At 31.0% G+C, this 18,461-nt stretch carries 16 protein-coding genes and 2 pseudogenes; 10 read left to right on the top strand and 8 right to left on the bottom strand.

Features of this window, described 5'->3' with window-relative positions:
• Positions 1–262 precede the first annotated feature (262 nt).
• From nagA to DYE57_RS09655, 4 genes and pseudogenes are all read left to right on the top strand, one after another.
• Complete coding sequence (nagA, locus tag DYE57_RS09670; protein WP_115313843.1) at positions 263–1,435, top strand: N-acetylglucosamine-6-phosphate deacetylase; 1,173 nt, start codon at positions 263–265, stop codon at positions 1,433–1,435.
• A gap of 239 nt (positions 1,436–1,674) precedes the next feature.
• On the top strand, positions 1,675–3,024 hold the full coding sequence (locus DYE57_RS09665; protein WP_115313842.1) for a hemolysin family protein: 1,350 nt from the start codon (positions 1,675–1,677) through the stop codon (positions 3,022–3,024).
• 272 nt (positions 3,025–3,296) lie between these two features.
• A pseudogene (locus tag DYE57_RS09660) lies at positions 3,297–4,138 on the top strand (aldo/keto reductase).
• Positions 4,139–4,353: 215 nt separating this feature from the next.
• Positions 4,354–5,433 carry a glycosyltransferase family 2 protein gene (locus DYE57_RS09655; RefSeq protein WP_115313841.1) on the top strand — a complete coding sequence of 360 codons (1,080 nt, stop codon included), beginning with the start codon at positions 4,354–4,356 and terminating at the stop codon, positions 5,431–5,433.
• 315 nt (positions 5,434–5,748) lie between these two features.
• Here DYE57_RS09655 and DYE57_RS09650 read toward each other — a convergent pair whose 3' ends face one another.
• The 8 genes and pseudogenes from DYE57_RS09650 to queC form a co-directional block, all read right to left on the bottom strand.
• The gene (locus tag DYE57_RS09650) at positions 5,749–6,696 is read right to left on the bottom strand and encodes a sensor histidine kinase (RefSeq protein WP_185802538.1); all 948 of its coding nucleotides are present in this window, start codon (positions 6,694–6,696) and stop codon (positions 5,749–5,751) included.
• Between the two features lie 2 nt (positions 6,697–6,698).
• Positions 6,699–7,389: pseudogene (gene saeR, locus DYE57_RS09645) on the bottom strand (response regulator transcription factor SaeR).
• Complete coding sequence (locus DYE57_RS09640) at positions 7,364–7,837, bottom strand: DoxX family membrane protein (protein ID WP_115314140.1); 474 nt, start codon at positions 7,835–7,837, stop codon at positions 7,364–7,366. Before DYE57_RS09640 ends, saeR begins: the two are co-directional and overlap by 26 nt.
• A gap of 46 nt (positions 7,838–7,883) precedes the next feature.
• The gene (locus DYE57_RS09635) at positions 7,884–8,321 is read right to left on the bottom strand and encodes a DM13 domain-containing protein (RefSeq protein ID WP_115313839.1); all 438 of its coding nucleotides are present in this window, start codon (positions 8,319–8,321) and stop codon (positions 7,884–7,886) included.
• A gap of 486 nt (positions 8,322–8,807) precedes the next feature.
• Positions 8,808–9,404, bottom strand: coding sequence for a hypothetical protein (locus DYE57_RS09630; protein WP_115313838.1), 597 nt, complete (start codon positions 9,402–9,404; stop codon positions 8,808–8,810).
• A 99-nt stretch (positions 9,405–9,503) separates the two neighbouring features.
• Positions 9,504–10,217: a 7-carboxy-7-deazaguanine synthase QueE gene (queE, locus tag DYE57_RS09625; RefSeq protein ID WP_115313837.1), complete on the bottom strand. Its 714-nt coding sequence runs from the start codon at positions 10,215–10,217 to the stop codon at positions 9,504–9,506.
• 3 nt (positions 10,218–10,220) lie between these two features.
• Positions 10,221–10,637: a 6-carboxytetrahydropterin synthase QueD gene (gene queD / locus DYE57_RS09620; RefSeq protein WP_115314139.1), complete on the bottom strand. Its 417-nt coding sequence runs from the start codon at positions 10,635–10,637 to the stop codon at positions 10,221–10,223.
• A gap of 4 nt (positions 10,638–10,641) precedes the next feature.
• Positions 10,642–11,313: a 7-cyano-7-deazaguanine synthase QueC gene (gene queC, locus DYE57_RS09615; RefSeq protein WP_115313836.1), complete on the bottom strand. Its 672-nt coding sequence runs from the start codon at positions 11,311–11,313 to the stop codon at positions 10,642–10,644.
• Between the two features lie 303 nt (positions 11,314–11,616).
• On the opposite strand from queC, the gene DYE57_RS09610 reads away from it, so the two are divergent.
• The 6 genes from DYE57_RS09610 (at position 11,617) to ltaS (ending at position 18,454) form a co-directional block, all read left to right on the top strand.
• Positions 11,617–12,204 (top strand): anthranilate synthase component II, encoded by a 588-nt coding sequence (locus tag DYE57_RS09610; RefSeq protein ID WP_115313835.1) that lies wholly within the window; start codon positions 11,617–11,619, stop codon positions 12,202–12,204.
• On the top strand, positions 12,194–13,345 hold the full coding sequence (locus DYE57_RS09605; RefSeq protein ID WP_115313834.1) for a chorismate-binding protein: 1,152 nt from the start codon (positions 12,194–12,196) through the stop codon (positions 13,343–13,345). The genes DYE57_RS09610 and DYE57_RS09605 overlap by 11 nt, the downstream gene beginning before the upstream one ends.
• Before the next feature lie 2 nt (positions 13,346–13,347).
• Positions 13,348–13,956 carry an aminotransferase class IV gene (locus DYE57_RS09600; RefSeq protein ID WP_115313833.1) on the top strand — a complete coding sequence of 203 codons (609 nt, stop codon included), beginning with the start codon at positions 13,348–13,350 and terminating at the stop codon, positions 13,954–13,956.
• Positions 13,957–14,231: 275 nt separating this feature from the next.
• On the top strand, positions 14,232–14,939 hold the full coding sequence (locus tag DYE57_RS09590) for a 5-oxoprolinase subunit B family protein (RefSeq protein WP_115313831.1): 708 nt from the start codon (positions 14,232–14,234) through the stop codon (positions 14,937–14,939).
• Positions 14,927–15,931, top strand: coding sequence for a 5-oxoprolinase subunit C family protein (locus tag DYE57_RS09585; protein WP_115313830.1), 1,005 nt, complete (start codon positions 14,927–14,929; stop codon positions 15,929–15,931). The genes DYE57_RS09590 and DYE57_RS09585 overlap by 13 nt, the downstream gene beginning before the upstream one ends.
• Before the next feature lie 582 nt (positions 15,932–16,513).
• On the top strand, positions 16,514–18,454 hold the full coding sequence (gene ltaS / locus DYE57_RS09580) for a polyglycerol-phosphate lipoteichoic acid synthase LtaS (protein ID WP_115313829.1): 1,941 nt from the start codon (positions 16,514–16,516) through the stop codon (positions 18,452–18,454).
• The last annotated feature ends 7 nt before the right edge of the window (positions 18,455–18,461 follow it).

Below are 18,461 nucleotides of genomic sequence, written 5' to 3'. Positions count from 1 at the left end.
AATGAAGTTGTTAATGGGTATTTTTTACTTCACTTATAATTTTAAAAGTATTTTAACTGTCTTATGTGTAATGATCAGTCTTTAATATTATTTGTGAGATGATTTTATTTAGATTGCACCATAATCAATTTATTTTTAATATTTAATTTTCAAACTAAAATCAGTGGGTATAGATAGAAATAAATGATATGAAACGTTAAGAAATATATAATAAAATAGCCAATGAGTCATGTGATAATAAACAGAAAAGAAGGTTTCAACGATGTCAGAATATGTAATTTCGAATGGAAAAGTTTATACAGAAGATGGAACTATTGAAAATGGGTTCGTTCATATCAAAGATGACAAAATCGTAGACGTAGGTGAGCGTGCTCTTCAAAATCATACAGTAACAAAGCGAGAGATTAAACTTGTTGATGCCTGTGGTCAACACGTTTTACCTGGCTTTATAGATATTCATATTCATGGAGGTTATGGTGAAGATGCAATGGATGCGTCTAGCGAGGGATTACAGCATTTAGCTGAATCATTGTTATCTGAAGGGGCAACGTCTTTCTTAGCAACGACAATGACGCAATCCACTGATAATATAGAACGTGCGCTTAAGACGATTGCTACCTATCAACAACAACAAGATGAGACACGTGCAGCTGAAATTGTTGGTGTACATCTAGAAGGGCCATTTATTTCAGAACATAAAGTAGGTGCACAACATCCAAAATATGTTCAAAGACCATCAGTAGATAAAATTAATAAATTTCAAAAGATAGCAAATGGGTTAATTAAAATAATGACATTCGCGCCAGAAGTTGAAGGGTCAAAGGAAACATTAATGGCTATGAAAGACGACATCATTTTTTCAATTGGTCACACTGTCGCAACATTTGAACAAGCCAATGAAGCGATAAGTAATGGTGCAAAGCACATTACTCATTTATATAATGCCGCAACTGGATTCCAACATCGTGAACCAGGGGTGTTTGGTGCTGCGTGGATTAATAATGGATTGAACACTGAGATGATTGTAGATGGTGTTCATTCACATCCAGCGTCAGTAGCTATTGCTTATAGATTGAAAGGAAACCAACATTGTTATTTGATTACTGATGCCATGAGAGCTAAAGGTATGCCAGATGGGCGCTATGACTTAGGTGGTCAAGATGTTATTGTTAAAGGAAAAGAAGCGCGCTTAACTAATGGAGCACTGGCTGGAAGTATTCTGAAAATGAATGAGGGACTACATAATTTAATGGAATTTACTGGTGATAGTTTAGACCATTTATGGAGAGTCACAAGTTTAAATCAAGCGATAGCGATTGGTATTGATGATGTTAAAGGTAGTATTAAAATTGGAAAAGATGCAGATATTGCTATGTTAGATGATGAATGTCGAGTAACAACTACCATTAAAAAAGGAGAAATACATCATTTTTAATGATAACTGATAAAGTTGAATCATTACAAAATTTTAATTATAATGTAGTATTGGTTTTATGTTTAACATATAAGAAACCTTTTATGATAAAATGGAACAAATCACATTTTTTAGGGGGCGTCATGATGGGAAGGTCTTAACATGTAGTTATCACTTATTAATGTACGATGATTTAAATACGTGTTACCCATGCGTGACACATATCATATGGAGGTGAATCCCTAGAAATAGGGAATTAATTGGAAACTTCGACCATAATTAGTTTAATCACATTTTTTCTTTTGATTGCATTAACAACGGTATTCGTTGGATCAGAATTTGCACTTGTTAAAGTGAGATCAACGCGAATTGAACAATTAGTTGAAGAAGGCAATAGAAGTGCAAAAATCGTTAAGAAAATGATAGACAACTTAGATTATTACTTATCTGCATGTCAACTAGGTATTACAGTTACATCTTTAGGTTTAGGTTGGCTAGGAGAACCAACATTTGAAAAACTCATGCATCCATTATTCGATTTATTGAATCTACCTGGTGCACTAACTACAACCATTTCATTTGTTGTATCATTTATTGTCGTGACTTATTTACATGTTGTATTAGGTGAACTAGCGCCTAAGTCTTTCGCGATTCAACATACTGAACAACTTGTTTTATTATATTCAAGACCGTTATTTTACTTCGGAAATATTATGAAACCTTTAATTTGGTTAATGAATGGATCTTCTCGTGTCATTGTTAGAATGTTCGGTTTTGACCCAGATGCGCAAACAGATGCTATGTCAGAAGAAGAAATTAAAATTATTATAAATAATAGTTATAACGGCGGAGAAATCAACCAAACAGAACTTGCATATATGCAGAATATTTTTTCATTTGATGAACGTCATGCTAAAGACATTATGGTGCCACGTACACAGATGGTTACGCTTAATGAACCTTTTAATGTGGATGAGTTACTTGAAACAATAAAAGAACATCAATTTACGAGATACCCAATTACAGAAGATGGTGATAAGGACCATGTTAAAGGTTTTATCAATGTTAAAGAATTTCTGACAGAATATGCGTCTGGTAAGCCAATTAAAATTGCAAATTATATCCATGAGTTACCGATGATTTCAGAAACTACAAGAATTAGTGATGCACTTGTACGCATGCAAAGAGAACATGTGCATATTAGTTTGATTATTGATGAATATGGTGGTACTGCTGGCATTTTAACAATGGAAGACATTTTAGAGGAGATTGTTGGTGAAATTAGAGACGAATTTGATGATGATGAAGTGAATGATATTGTGAAGCTTGATGACCGTACTTATCAAATTAACGGTCGTGTATTACTTGATGATTTAAATGAAAAATTTGGAATTGAATTTGATGACTCTGAAGATATTGATACAATCGGCGGATGGTTACAATCACTCAATACAAATTTACAAAAAGATGATTATGTTGACACTGGATATGATCGCTGGACTGTTACAGAAATTGATAATCACCAAATTATTTGGGTTAACCTAGATTATGAATTCAATAATTCAAGACCATCTATAGATGAAAGTATTGAAGACGACGACAGTGAATGATATCAAGTGATCATATGTTACTCATAAATTGAGATTTCTATTTAGATATAATAGGAATCTCAATTTTTTTAGATGTAAACTTTTAACGGTCAGTGAATAAAATGCTGTAGTTGTTGTTTTTATTTCGATAGCTATTAGTTGAGTGAATTCCATCGATAACGTTATGCTTAATTAAGTTATCATTATTTATAATACAAATAAAGGTTTTAATAAAAAGGGATAAAAAAATATTCAATAAAAACTTCAGATGAAATTAAGGAGAGATATGGTATATGTTAAATGATACACAAGTTTTAAATAATGGTTATCCAATGCCTTCAATAGGGATTGGGCGTTTATAAAATTACTGATGAAGAAATGGATAATGTTGTGAATACTGCTCTAGAAGCTGGGTATCGTGCTTTTGATACAGCATATTTTTATGGGAATGAGAAGGCTTTGGGTAAAGCTTTAAATCAATCAGATATTGATAGAGATGAATTGTTTATAACATCCAATTTATGGAATGATTATCAAGGGTATGACAGTACAATTGAATATTTTAATCAGTCTTTAGAAAATTTAGGAATAGATTATATCGATTTATTTTTAATTCATTGGCCTTGTGAAAAGAATCAATTATATATTGAGTCATATAAAGCATTAGAACAATTATATAAAGAAGGAAAAGTTAAAGCCATTGGCGTTTGTAACTTCAAAGTTCATCATTTAAAGAAATTAATGAATGCAACTGAAGTAATGCCTCAAGTTAATCAAATTGAACTACATCCTTACTTTAATCAACATGAAGTTCAGTCATTTTGTGATGAACACGATATTAAAGTGACGGCATGGATGCCATTAATGAGAAATAGAGGCCTATTAGACAATCCAACAATAAGTGGTATCGCAAAACGTTATGATAAGACACCAGCTCAAATCGTATTGCGTTGGCATTTAGCTCATAATCGTATTATTATACCCAAATCTAAGACACCAGAACGTATTAGAGAAAATTTAGATATTCTTGATTTTAATTTAGAACTTACTGATGTGGCAGAGATTGGTAATTTAAATAAAAATACGCGTCAAGGAAAAGAACCCAGATGATGTGAGTATTGGTGATTTAAAATAGTAAATGAGTAAGTCTCCCCTATAATTAAACATTTTTAAAAATTGATTTATTACATTATTTTTCATGAGAGCATATTTAATAATTGATAAAATGGGGTATTAAGTATTATTAACTTAACTTTAAGATTATGTAAATAGGATATCTTTGGATAGAATATTCTATTAAGAAATTGATAAAATATTATTAAACAATTATGGAGAAAAGGATGTAATTAAATGAAAATCAGAGTCATCGTTCCCTGTTATAACGAAGGCGAAGTCGTATTAAAGACATATGACAGATTGACTGAGACTATGCAAGAAGATAGTTTAGTCAAAAATTATGAATACGATTTACTGTTTGTCAACGATGGCAGTAAAGATACAACAATCGATCATTTACAAAATCTTGCTGCTTACGATTGTCACGTCAAATATCTTTCATTTAGTAGAAACTTCGGTAAAGAAGCTGCGATGATTGCTGGTTATCAAAATAGTACCGCTCACGATGCAGTGATTATGATTGATGGTGATTTACAACATCCTCCTGAGTATATTCCTCAAATGGTTGAAGGTTTTATTGAGGGATATGACCAAGTGATTGCTAAGAGAAATCGAGAAGGCGAGAGTTTTGTTCGGAAGAATCTATCACGTTTTTATTATAAATTGATCAATACGTTTGTAGAAGATATCCAATTTGAGGACGGCGTGGGTGATTTTAGGTTATTAAGTCAACGTGCAGTTCAAGCAATGACTTCATTGGATGAATATAATCGCTTTTCAAAGGGACTTTTTGAATGGATTGGCTATAATACTAAAGTGTTCACTTATGAAAATGTTACTCGAGAAGCAGGTGAATCCAAGTGGACATTTGGAAAGCTTTTGAACTATGGTATTGATGGGCTTATATCATTTAATAATAAGCCATTACGTATGATGATTTATTTAGGTATGTTTACTTTTTCAATAAGTATTCTATATCTCATTTATTTACTTATTAATATTTTGATTTCAGGAATAAACATTCCTGGTTATTTCACTACAATAGCTGCTATTCTATTACTTGGTGGTATTCAACTCATGTCAATAGGGGTAGTTGGCGAGTATATAGGACGTATTTATTACGAAGTAAAACACAGACCTAAATATATTGTTGAAGCTACTAATCTACAACCTTCTGAAAATGAAATGCGTCATAATGAAGTTCATGACGATCCAAAAGTACCACGATTTAAAAATAAGAATGAATTTTATAAATTCAGTGCTCTACAGAAGGCAAAGATACATGCTGAATTACGTTCTTTAAATCAACAATAAGAGGAATATAAAGAACGCGTTCATTAAAAAATGACTATCTCTGATAGCTGACTGTTTCTGAGGTACTCGGCTTTTGATTGTTAGGTATATATTTTAGTACAACTTTTGTTCTAAGATAGACTTTTTAATTACAAAAGTTTTTGTTCAGTTTTTTAATCTGGAATTAAATGTATAATGTAAAACTGAGTCAAAAGTTGGAGAAAGTAATGTTGATTTGAGATTGCGCTTGTGTGGGTACTAAATGGAGTTGAAGTCACATCATATGAAGTATGAATAAAATAAGAATAAGCCCAAATTGAATTTCAAAATAAGAATTCATTTTGGGCTTTTTTTTGACTTATGACCCAGCTTGGTACTATTGGAGGTGAAATTTTTAAAAGTGAGTGTCATAGTGGTACCAATGTCTAAATCACTTTGAACTGTGATGGAAGCATCAATTTGTTGAGCAAGTTCATTCGCTATATATAAACCCAATCCTGAACCGCCTGTCTTAGTGTTTCTAGAATCTTCAACTCTAAAAGTTCTCTCGAAGATATGAGATTGAAGTTTTGGAATTATCCCTATTCCTTCGTCCTTTATTGCAATATTAATTGAATCATTGTCTTTATTTTCTGAAATAATAATATCAATACGGCTACCATAATTAGAAAATTTTAAAGCATTAACTAATAAATTTATCAAAATACGTTCTATTGGAGGTCTATATTGGTAGAATGCATCAATACAATCACAGAAATTAACTTCAAGTGAGCGATTGTCTTGTTTAATCAATGTTTCACACGCTTTGTGCACTTCTTGGGGGTCACTAATGATATCATCCCTTAAACCTTCAGTATAAGATCTAATCCCAGCGAGAGGTGTTTTTAAGTCATGTGCAAGGTTTTGTAGGATTTCTGTTTTTTCTTGTTGTTCACTTTCAATCATATTCATTTGTTTAGTAATTTCATATGACATTTTATTAAATGAATCATTGAGCTCTTTAATTTCTTTTGGAGATTGGAATGTTTTATCGTCGATTAACTTTTCATTGTTAACAAATTGTTTAGTTTTAATATTAAATTGCTTAATTTTCCTAAGTAAAGGATTAATAAAAATACTACAAATCGAAAGTGTTAAACAGCTAGTTATCAAGGTATTGATAGCTAAAGTAAGTGTCATGTGGCCGTTAAACCACATGAGTTTATATGCTATAACAAGTATAATAGTAGTTAAAATAACGCTTGAAATGACACCGATTGTTATTTGACTTCGTATTGAAAAAATAGTTATCGGTTCCTTTCAAACTTATAGCCTAGTCCCCATACAGTAGTAATTGTGTAGGGTGAGAAATCATGTTTTTCTAACTTTTCACGAATTCTGTGTATGTGGACGTTAACGGTATTGGCATCCTCGTAATAATCATATCCCCATACTTTTTCTAAAAGTTCAGATTTAGAAATAACTTCACCTTCCCTAGAGGCAAGATACCAAAGTAGTTCAAACTCTTTAATACGCATAGGAATCTCTTGGTAATTGATAGTCAGTGTTTTACTTAAATTTTTTAAAACTAGTCCTTCAAATTCAAGTTGTTCGATTTTGTTAGAATGATGATATTTACTCATTCGTGCGAGAAGGTTGTTAGTGCGCAATACGAGTTCTCTGGGGCTGAATGGTTTTTTTATATAGTCATCTGCACCCTAGAGTAAGTGCATAAATTGTATCATGTTCTTGAGTTTTAGCCGTTAAGTATATAAAAGGGATATCAAGTTGCATATCTTTCATCTTTTTAACGATATCGTAATCGTTAACTTCTGGCATCATGATATCTAAAATCATCAAATCAATATCTGATGAAAGTAGATTTAGCGCTTCTTTACCACATGTTGTGGTTGTAACTTGATATCCTCCATACTCGAAATATGTCTGGCAAATATCTACAATATCTTGCTCATCATCCACGATTAGTAAGTGGGTCATGCTTATCTTCACCTCGGTTATTACGATCTCTAAAATAAGCTATGATTTCTTTAAGTGAAATTTGTACTAGTAAAGAGTGGCTTATTAATAAAATTATAAAGAATGCTAATTGTAGAGGGTACGTAAAAATCATATTTGCTAAAATGTAATTTATCATAACAAAGGCTCCAAAGAAACTCGCAGCATAGGCGAATATGCCTAATATTAAACCTAAACCAATTGCCATTTCTCCCAAAGGAACGATAATGTTAAAGATTCCTGTTGTATGAGCAACGATATGTTCAAAAAACCATTTATACCAGCCAGGTGAATCGGTATTATCTCTAATTACAGGGACTAAACCGTTTAGTGTAAAATCGCCAGTGAATTTCTCCAATCCTTGTCTGAAAATGACAATACCAGAAATAACACGAATTATAAATATTAAGAACAAACTTACTTTTTTCATTGTTAACACTCTCATTCTCTTGATGTAAACGTCAGCATCATTTAAATTATTTTAACTTAGCTCCGCCAAAAGTAACGTGCGCTTTTTCGCAGTAAATTGTTACTTCATTATATTTTTCTAAATCAACTTTTTTTAAATCGAAGGTTTGTTTAGATTTGTTGTAGTCAACAGTTGAAATCTTTTTACCAGATTTAATATCTCCATTTTTAGTTAAGTAAACATATAAATCTGGTCCTTTAGATGATTTATAATTTTCTAACATTAATTTACCATTTTCGATTTTTGCTTTTCCTTCAACTTTTTCACCATTTTTTGACTCAAAAGTACCTGATAATTTTTTAGTTTTATCTGTTTTTACGTTACTTTCTTCTTGTTGTTTGTCTTTGTTTTCAGTATGTTCATTGTCAGAGTTAGAATTTCCGCATGCGCCTAAAGTAAGTGATGTAACAATTGCTCCTACTGCTAATAAATATTTAGTGTTCATAGTGATTTTCTCTTTTCTATTTTTATTTAAGATAAGTTTAATCGGAATAACATCTATAAACCATTAACTATTTCTTAACTACATTTAAAAAGAATTAAATAAAAATCATTTTTATTTATATTTATAAAAATGAATGTGTGTCATTAGTATGTAATCGTATAAATAAAATGTCATTGAAAATTTATGGTAAAAGAAGAAATCATTATTTTTCATCAAGCTGTCTGTTTGGATACTATTTAGTATATAAATTAATTGAACAACGAATCAGATTGTTAAGTAAGCATTTTAATAATGATTGGAGTAAAGTAGAGAGTTAATAGTAAAGGTAGTAGAAATTTATGATGAAGTGAGAAACATAAAAAAGCCCATCTATGAAATTGTATCAACTTTATTGATGGGCTAATGATAGCGATTGATGTTTCTCGCTAATTGAAACTTAATGATATCAAACAAGTTAATGACTACCCATGATGATATCAAACTATTTTATTTATTTTTCACGAAAAAAATACCTTGCCATAAAATAAATGCTATGAATAGGAAGTATATAATGACAAAAACGTACCAAAATGGCGTTAAAATCATCATTAATATTAATGATAATATGATGATGATAGATCCAGTAGTAATGGGTCTTTTAATTTTACGTAATAAAGACAGACGTTCTACTTCAGCTATATTAAACGTGCCAATAAATACTAAAATAGCTCCTAATATAAAAATTGCAGGTGATAAGTATGGGATTGACATATAGACAGATTGAGTACTTGAACTATCAGTAATAAATTGAGATATGCTGATAAGTATCGCGAATATAGCTCCAATAAATTTTTGTTCAGTAATTATAAAAGGATATAATTTTATATCTAAATATATTTGTAAAATTGCCCACACTGTAAATAAAATAATAGTGAACAAAGTAATAAAATTAAATTTGTCAATAACGAAGATATCAATCACACTGTTAATCGATATAGCTAATAATATGGAGCTGAACTTAAGTTGCTTGAAATGATGCCGGTAAAGATCAAGGCCGATGATAAGCATGACCACGGCTATATTAATTAATATAAATATAATCATGTTGAACTCCTATCCATAATACTTCATCTAAACATTATATCAATTAACATAAACTTAATCATTACAAAACACTCAAGAAATCTTAACTTATTATTTATTTTAAACTCCTTTTTTATTACTCCACAATAATGTATGTAATTGTGGTAGTACATAGACATGGTTCATATCACTACTTTTAATTACACGATGAACTAGTTCTTCATATTTGCTGAGTAATTTATCTGTATGATGTTCAACGTCGTCATCTAAATACGGGTTGCCTACTTGCAAGTAGAATGGAATCGATGGATAGCGATGATGAATTACCTTTGCAAATTTATAGTCTTCTTCATTGAATACAACTACCTTTAAATTCAGCGTTTCGTGAACACATTTTTCTATCACAGAATCCAATATATCTAAATCAGGGATCATATTTGAACTTGGTGGTTTTGGACTTATTGTTAAATCATTAATTTGAGTCATCCAAGGTTGGAATTTACTACCCTGAGTTTCTAAAGCAGTATAAATATCTTTTTCTTCAAATAAATTAACTAAATTTTGAATCCCTTTGATTAATGCTGGGTTCCCTCCTGATATGGTTACATGATCAAAGTTATCTCCACCAACTTGTCGTAATTCTTTATAAATCTCTTTAGCTGTTAATAGCCTTATTTCTTCTTTAGCGCTACCGTTCCAAGTAAAAGCAGAATCACACCAACTACAACGATAATCACAACCAGCAGTCCGCACAAACATAGTTTTTCTACCTATTACACGACCTTCACCTTGTATTGTAGGACCAAAAATTTCTAACACAGGTATTTTAGTCATTGATTACTGCTTGTCCTTTGGTCGAAACACAACGTAACTTGTAGGTGTTTCTCTTAAGTAAACTTGAACGCATTGAGGTTGATTCGCTTTATTATTTAAGTTATTTTGAACAATTTGATATATCGTTTGTGCAACGACTTCTGTAGAAGGTCGTTTGTCTTTAAATAGTGCTAAGTCATTTAATAAATAATGATCGAATTGATCGTGGACTAATTTTTTTAAATCACTAAAGTTCACTAAGAAACCATTATGATCTAATGAATCACCAGCAATTGTTAAATTAACAAAATAAGTATGACCATGTGTACGTATACATATTCCTGCATCTTCACAGGGAATATAGTGGGCAGCTGAAAAATTAAAATCTTTATTAAGTTCGAATTGATAAGGGTGAGTGACACTTGGATAAATTTGTTGCATCATATTATTTTTCTCCTTTATTTTCTAGATAATGTTTTAAACCGCGTGCTCGTAAATCACATGCTGGACATGTTCCACAGCCATCACCAATAATACCGTTGTAGCACGTCAGAGTATTATGACGAATATAATTTAGAACACCTAATTTGTCACTAAGTTCCCACGTTTGTGCTTTGTCGAGCCACATTAAAGGGGTGTGGATTACAAAGTCTTTGTCTATTGAGAGATTGAGAGTAACATTCATAGATTTTATGAAACTATCTCTACAATCCGGGTATCCTGAGAAGTCAGTTTCACAAACACCAGTTATAATGTGTTTTGCTTTGATTTGGTATGCTAATGCTCCAGCAAAGGACAGAAATAATAAATTACGAGCTGGTACAAACGTATTTGGGATACCGTCTTCATTTTCTTGAATTTTTAAATCATGTTGAGTTAACGCATTAGGAGTAAGCTGAGATAATAAAGACAAATCTAAAATATGATGTTTTAGATTTTGTTTTTTAGAGATACGTTTTGCCACCTCAATTTCAGCTTCATGCCTTTGACCATAGTTAAATGTGACAAGTTCAACTTCTTTAAAATGCTTTTTTGCATAAAATAAACAGGTTGTGCTATCTTGACCACCGCTAAATACAACAATGGCTTTATCTTTGTTTAAATCATTTTGAGACATAGTCATTACTCCTCATTATTGTAAAATTTGCATAAAAAAAGTCTATCTCTATAAAAAAGATAGACAAGAAGATGAATGGACACATATAGTTTTATTATATGATGAACAGTATATGAATACTTGCGTTATTATACCCATTGCATGTCTAGTTTTTTATAGAGGGTTTCTGCTAGGAACCTCTTTTATTAATTTTGTACGCAACATAGAATAAACGATATACTATATAAAATCAAGTCACGTTCTGTGATAATAGCGTGACAAAATAAAGAAAATAAGAACAATTTAAAATTTGGAGTACATAGTATGATTATAATGATTGATAACCATGATTCCTTTACATACAATTTAATAGATTATATCAAAGTGCAAACGCATGAAGAGATTAAAGTAATATCTATCGATCATGTATCGGTTAAATTTATCGAATACTTAAATCCACGAGCAATAATTATCTCTCCTGGCCCAGGACGTCCTAGTGATTATCCAATTTTATCAACGCTTCTTGAGAAATTTCATAGTTACATACCTATATTAGGTGTATGCTTAGGGTTTCAACTCATTGTTGAATTCTACGGAGGACAAATCACACACAATGATAAACCTATTCATGGGCATACCACAAAAATTCATCATTATAATGAAGGAATTTTTAAAGGATTACCATCAAGTTTTAACGTGATGTGTTATCATTCTCTAATGGCGGTTAACTCTAGTATTCCCTCTGAATTAAAGATAACTGCTAAAAACGACGAAGAAATTATAATGGCTGTAGAACATTGTGATTATACGGTTTATGGCGTGCAATATCATCCTGAATCGATATTAAGCGAGTATGGTCATGCACAAGTGAATTTATTTTTAACTGAGGCAGGTGTTAGATGTGCATATTGAATTCAAATATCGTTACTATGAAAACGACAATGACTTCACTGATTATGAGTTAACGATGGAACATCATCTTGATAAAATTATTGCTTATCGCTTAAAAGATGTTGGCGACGTTATTAACTTTGCTGAAAAGGAACAGCACAGAGGGTGTTATGTAGCGCTCTATCTTACTTATGAAGCAGCACCTTTTTTTAATCAAAACATGAGTGTTAAACATTTTAACGAAACACATATTTTTGCTGCAGCTTATTCATTTAAAAATGCAAAGAAATTAAATAATAATCAATGTTTTTTATATGAAAAGCCATATTTAAAAACACATACTTTTCAGTTCAATGAAAGTAATGAAAGTATGATAAATAAAATTAAGTTGATTCAACAAGCTATCGTGGAAGGTTATACATATCAAGTCAATTACACTACTCGATTAAAAAGTAGTATAATTTGCCCTATTAAAGAATTGTATGACAAGCTTACTGGTTCAAGCAATGGTAATTATACCGCATTAATAGATACACCTGATATTCAAGTTGCCTCAATTTCACCGGAACTTTTTTTTCAAAAAGGTGACTTTAATGGTGATAAAAATGTCGTTGTGAGTAAACCAATGAAAGGAACTATGCCGAGAGGTCAATCAATAGAAGAGGACAAAAGGCTATTGTATGCTTTAAATCATTCTGCCAAAGATAAAGCTGAGAATGTCATGATTGTAGATTTATTACGAAATGATATAACTAGAATTTCTAAAAGCGGTTCAATTCAAGTACATCAACCTTTTTTAATTGAACAATATGAGACGGTTTTCCAAATGACAAGTACTGTAAGCGGGCAATTACGCAACGAAATTAATCTTGTAGATATTATGAGTGCACTTTTCCCATGTGGATCGATTACAGGTGCACCTAAAATAAGTACGATGCAGTATATAGAGAAGCTAGAGGATACACCACGCTCCATCTATTGTGGAACAATTGGTTTATTGCTTCCTCATCAACGTATGATTTTTAATATACCTATTCGTACGATTGAATACATAAATGGTGAGGCAATTTATGGTGTGGGTGCTGGTATTACAATTGACTCAATTCCCGAAAATGAAGTTCAAGAATTTTACGATAAAACCAAAATTTTGGAGCGATTATAATAATGAAGTTATTTGAAACAATGAAACTTGATAATGGGCATATTCCTCGATTAGATTATCATTTTAAAAGGATTTCAAAATCGAGTGAACGATTGGAATTCATTTTTAATCATCAGCTTTGGCATCAATGTATTCAAACTATTTTAGTCAATTATTCCAAAGGGAAGTATCGTTTGAAAATAACGTTAAATAAAGATGGTCGAATAAGTTATGACATTCAATCGCTACCATATAAAACTATTTTTACAGCGCGTCTTGTTGAACAAAATAGTGAAATTGATAACAAGTATGTTACTAACAAAACTACAGAACGTGCATATTTAGAACACAACCATGTTACAGATTTAATATTATTTTATGATGTCAAAGGCAAGATATTAGAGTTTGATATTGGAAATGTTGTAATTCAAGAAGATGAAGAGTTATATACACCGAGTTATAATGAAGATTTTCTTCTGGGATGTATGCGCCAATCACTCATTGATCAAGACAAACTTGAAGAGAAAGATATTTATATCGATGCATTTAAAGAAAAAGTGGAATCTAATCAAATTAGTGTGTATTTAATCAACAGTTTGCGAGAGGTTGCCGATGTCAAAATTTATATATAAAATTACAATTGAGAAGGATAGTAATGATAAAAATTTTAATGAGGTAGCCTATGACAATATTATGGTTAGTTATATTGATACTGCTTGTTATGATAAATAAAGCTATTGTTAAGAAAATGATGCAACACAATAAGATGTTTTTTGCGAGAGTTTCCACAACTCTAACTAGTCTTTGTGCGTTTATTTTAGTGTATTTGTTCATTAAAGCTTTAATACCACCACTGATTATGATCATGAATGTGTTTTATCATCATTAAATTTTATGGGGTGAATATATGAAAATATATAGTCAAGGCGACCAAGCAATTGTAGTAGCTATAGAAAAAGATGTATCTCAAAATCTTACTAAAGATTTGTTAGCTTTGAGAGCATGTTTAATTGATAGAGAATATCCATTTATTACTGAAATAATGCCAACTGAATCTGATTTAATGATATGTTATGACGCTAGAGATATGATTAAACATCATCGAATTCAATCACCATTTTTATACATGAAAGTGCTTATCGATTCAATTCGTTTAGAGATTAAGCATAACTATAATCATCAACGACCTGTTAAAGTACCTATTATTTATGGGGGTAAATTTGGTCCAGACTTAACAGACTTATTAACACATCTAAAACTTAAACTCGAAGATTTTATTAAACTACACACTAAAGAAACTTATTTTGTTTCTATGATGGGCTACTCTCCAGGGTTCCCTTATCTTACGGGAATGAACAAAATATTACATGTTAATCATACAAGTAAAAAGAAAAAATTTATTCCAAGTGGTTCGGTAATTATTGAAGGGAAAAAATGTGGGATTGTTACTACTGACACTTATAACGATTGGTTGATCATTGGTTATACGCCATTACAATTATTCTTCCCAGAGCAAAATGACTTTACTTTATTAAAATTAGGGGACAGTGTCACGTTTTCGGCTAAAGAGCAAAATGAAATTGAACTAGGAGATTTTAAAAAATGTCAATCATAATAGAACATAGTGGTCTTTTTAGTAGCTTTCAAGATTTTGGGAGAAAAGGTTATGAGCATGATGGTGTTATTCCAGGAGGGGCACTAGACGAATTAGCCCATGAAATAGCAAATCGACTTGTTGCTAATGATAAGAATGAGGCCACTCTTGAAATGACTCATAAAATGGCGTCAATACGCTTTACGGAGCCAGCATTAATTGCTTTAACAGGTGGTAATTTCAAAGCTGAAACTCAAAATATGAAGATTTATCCTAATAAACTTTATCTTATTAATAAAGGTGAAGTGTTAAAATTTAATGAAACGAGTCGCACTTCACGCGTTTATCTTGCAGTTGGTGGAGGCTTTAAATTAGATGAATGGTTAAACTCTACTTCGACAGATTTCAATGTGAAAATTGGTGGTTTTAAAGGTAGGAAGCTTAAAAAAGGTGATGAGATAGATTTTAAACGTGATTATTCTAAAAGACACTATAAATTGTTTAATAACTTAACTGAAAGCCGTACAACTGATTGGGGAATTAACAGCTATGCGTTATCCTTCAATTATATTTCAGATGTCTTCCATGTTATAAAAAATAAAGGTACAAAAGATTTTAAAAAGAATGCAATACGACGTTTTACAATGGCAGATTATAAGGTTTCTAGTAAAACTAATCGAGTTGGCATGATATTAGATGGCCAAAAAATTAAAGCCTATTACGATGATATGCCTGCACACCAATCCGTTAAAAGAGGAACGATTCAAGTTAAAAGAGACGGGACACCCATTGTGTTATTGAACGATCATTATACTCTAGGGAGTTATCCCCAAATTGGCACAATCGCTAGTTATCATTTAACTAAACTAGCTCAAAAACCACAGGGGTCAAAACTAAAGTTTCAATTTATTGATGTTGAAACTGCTGAGAAAAATCTAATCAAATATAGCAACTGGCTGAATCAATTGTTCCATGGAATTGAATATAGGATGCAATTGGAGATGTTAAAGTAAGATATGGCTATTAAATCTAAAAAGCTTTGCGCAATCATTCTTTAGACTGATGTAAAGAAGTTTATAAATATCTATAATAATGAAATGTTTTATATAAGAATTGTGTAAAAATTATTAGACCAATCGTTTGATGGTATTGACAACTTACTTATAAAGCGTGTTTTCACTTGATATTTAACTCATAATACTATATATTTATTAATTGAACTATGTATCATTATTACAATATGATTACAAACATCGTTGTTTCTTAATAAAAAGTTAACATCATTAAAAGAACGAACATACTATTTATTCATTAAGATACGAGTTTAACTCATTAAATATAACAATCATATACAAGTAAAAAAGAACTGTATTCACTTGATTTAACGATATATAAAGCAATTTGAAAGACAACCAACAAATATTTGAATTGCCTGAAAACAGTATATAATTTAGATTATTAAATAATGAGCATCTAAGAAGGTGTTATGTTTTATAAATAATTTCTGTAAACCAACGAAGAAATGTTTATTTGATAATCATGCATTGTGTTCACTATGTATAAATGATTTATTACTATTAATGGAGGAACCAAACATGAGTTTACCCAAGAAGAAAATTAATCTTTTTATGTTCTTCTTATTAACGGTATTTACCATAACTTTGAAGACGTATTTTTCATATTATGTTGATTTTTCTTTAGGTGTAAAGGGTCTTGTACAAAACTTAATATTACTTATGAATCCTTATAGTTTAATTGCGCTTATTCTAAGTGTATTCTTATTCTTTAAAGGTAAGAAAGCTTTCTGGTTCATCTTTATTGGAGGGTTCTTATTAACGTTTTTATTATATGCTAACGTAGTGTATTTCAGATTCTTTTCAGATTTCTTAACTTTTAGTACACTTAACCAAGCAGGAAATGTTGAGTCAATGGGTGGTGCAGTAGGTGCATCTTTCAAATGGTATGACTTTGTGTACTTCATTGATACAATTATCTACTTATTTATTTTAATTTTTAAACGTAATTGGTTAGATACTAGAGCATTTAGTAAAAAGTTTGTACCGGTTGTTATGGCAGCCTCAATAGCATTGTTCTTCTTGAATTTAGCATTTGCTGAAACTGATCGACCAGAATTATTGACTAGAACATTTGATCATAAATATCTTGTTAAGTATTTAGGACCATATAATTTTACTGTTTATGACGGTGTGAAAACGATACAGAATAATCAACAAAAAGCACTTGCTTCTGAAGACGATTTAACTAAAGTTTTAAATTATACGAAGCAAAAGCGTACTGAAGCTAATCCAGAGTACTATGGTGTAGCAAAAAAGAAAAATATTATTAAGATTCACTTAGAAAGTTTCCAAACTTTCTTAATCAACAAAAAGGTTAATGGTAAGGAAGTTACGCCCTTCTTAAACAAGTTATCTAGTGGAAAGCAAGATTTTACTTATTTCCCTAACTTTTTCCATCAAACTGGTCAAGGTAAAACATCAGATGCTGAATTTACAATGGATAACAGTTTATATGGATTACCGCAAGGATCTGCATATTCTTTGAAAGGTGATAATACGTATCAATCATTACCGGCTATTCTAGATCAAAAACAGGGTTACACTTCTAATGTTATGCACGGTGACTACAAAACATTCTGGAACCGTGATCAAGTTTATAAACACTTTGGTATTGATAAATTCTACGATGCAACTTATTATGATATGTCTGATGATAATATTGTTAACTTAGGCCTTAAAGATAAACCATTCTTTAAAGCATCAGCGGATTATCAATCTAAAATGAAAAAACCATTTTATTCACATATGATTACGTTAACAAATCACTATCCATTCACATTAGATGAAGAAGATGCATCTATTGATAAGCCAAATACTGGCGATTCTACAGTGGATGGTTATATTCAAACAGCGCATTATCTTGACCAAGCTCTAGAGGAATACATTACTGATCTTAAGAAAAAAGGTCTTTATGATAATTCTGTTGTTATGATTTATGGCGACCATTATGGTATTTCTGAAAATCATAATAATGCTATGGAAAAATTATTAGGAGAAAAAATCACTCCTGCTAAATTTACTGATTTAAATCGCACTGGATTCTGGCTTAAGGTACCTGGTAAATCAGGTGGTGTGAATAAAGAATATGCTGGTCAAATGGACGTAATGCCAACAATTTTACATTTAGCTGGTATTGATTTTAAAAACTATTTAATGTTTGGTACAGATATGTTCTCTAAACAGCATAATGATGTTGTACCATTCAGGAATGGTGACTTTATTACTAAAGATTATAAATACGTTAATGGCAAGATTTATTCAAATAAAGATAATGAATTATTAACTAAGAAACCTAAAGATTTTGATAAGAATAAGAAACAAGTTGAGAAAGACCTCGAAATGAGTGACAGTGTGCTTAACGGTGACTTGTTCAGATTCTATAAAAATCCTGATTTCAAGAAAATTAATCCGTCTAAGTATGAATACAAAGCCGGGCCCAAAGGTAATGAGAAAAAATAATATTGAA

Source organism: Staphylococcus saccharolyticus (assembly GCF_900458815.1).
In the GTDB taxonomy this organism is placed as follows: domain Bacteria; phylum Bacillota; class Bacilli; order Staphylococcales; family Staphylococcaceae; genus Staphylococcus; species Staphylococcus saccharolyticus.
Note: the sequence above shows the minus strand (reverse complement) of the source record. Positions and strands in the feature narration are given on the sequence as shown.

Bases quoted from the DNA above. Each gene is read 5' to 3' on its own strand.
- queC (WP_115313836.1), bottom strand. From the start codon at position 11,313: ATGTCTCAAAATGATTTAAACAAAGATAAAGCCATTGTTGTATTTAGC.
- DYE57_RS09640 (WP_115314140.1), bottom strand. From the start codon at position 7,837: ATGAAAAAAGTAAGTTTGTTCTTAATATTTATAATTCGTGTTATTTCT.
- DYE57_RS09655 (WP_115313841.1), top strand. From the start codon at position 4,354: ATGAAAATCAGAGTCATCGTTCCCTGTTATAACGAAGGCGAAGTCGTA.
- DYE57_RS09630 (WP_115313838.1), bottom strand. From the start codon at position 9,404: ATGATTATATTTATATTAATTAATATAGCCGTGGTCATGCTTATCATC.
- DYE57_RS09600 (WP_115313833.1), top strand. From the start codon at position 13,348: ATGAAGTTATTTGAAACAATGAAACTTGATAATGGGCATATTCCTCGA.
- queE (WP_115313837.1), bottom strand. From the start codon at position 10,217: ATGACTAAAATACCTGTGTTAGAAATTTTTGGTCCTACAATACAAGGT.
- DYE57_RS09590 (WP_115313831.1), top strand. From the start codon at position 14,232: ATGAAAATATATAGTCAAGGCGACCAAGCAATTGTAGTAGCTATAGAA.
- DYE57_RS09610 (WP_115313835.1), top strand. From the start codon at position 11,617: ATGATTATAATGATTGATAACCATGATTCCTTTACATACAATTTAATA.
- queD (WP_115314139.1), bottom strand. From the start codon at position 10,637: ATGCAACAAATTTATCCAAGTGTCACTCACCCTTATCAATTCGAACTT.
- nagA (WP_115313843.1), top strand. From the start codon at position 263: ATGTCAGAATATGTAATTTCGAATGGAAAAGTTTATACAGAAGATGGA.
- DYE57_RS09585 (WP_115313830.1), top strand. From the start codon at position 14,927: ATGTCAATCATAATAGAACATAGTGGTCTTTTTAGTAGCTTTCAAGAT.
- DYE57_RS09635 (WP_115313839.1), bottom strand. From the start codon at position 8,321: ATGAACACTAAATATTTATTAGCAGTAGGAGCAATTGTTACATCACTT.
- ltaS (WP_115313829.1), top strand. From the start codon at position 16,514: ATGAGTTTACCCAAGAAGAAAATTAATCTTTTTATGTTCTTCTTATTA.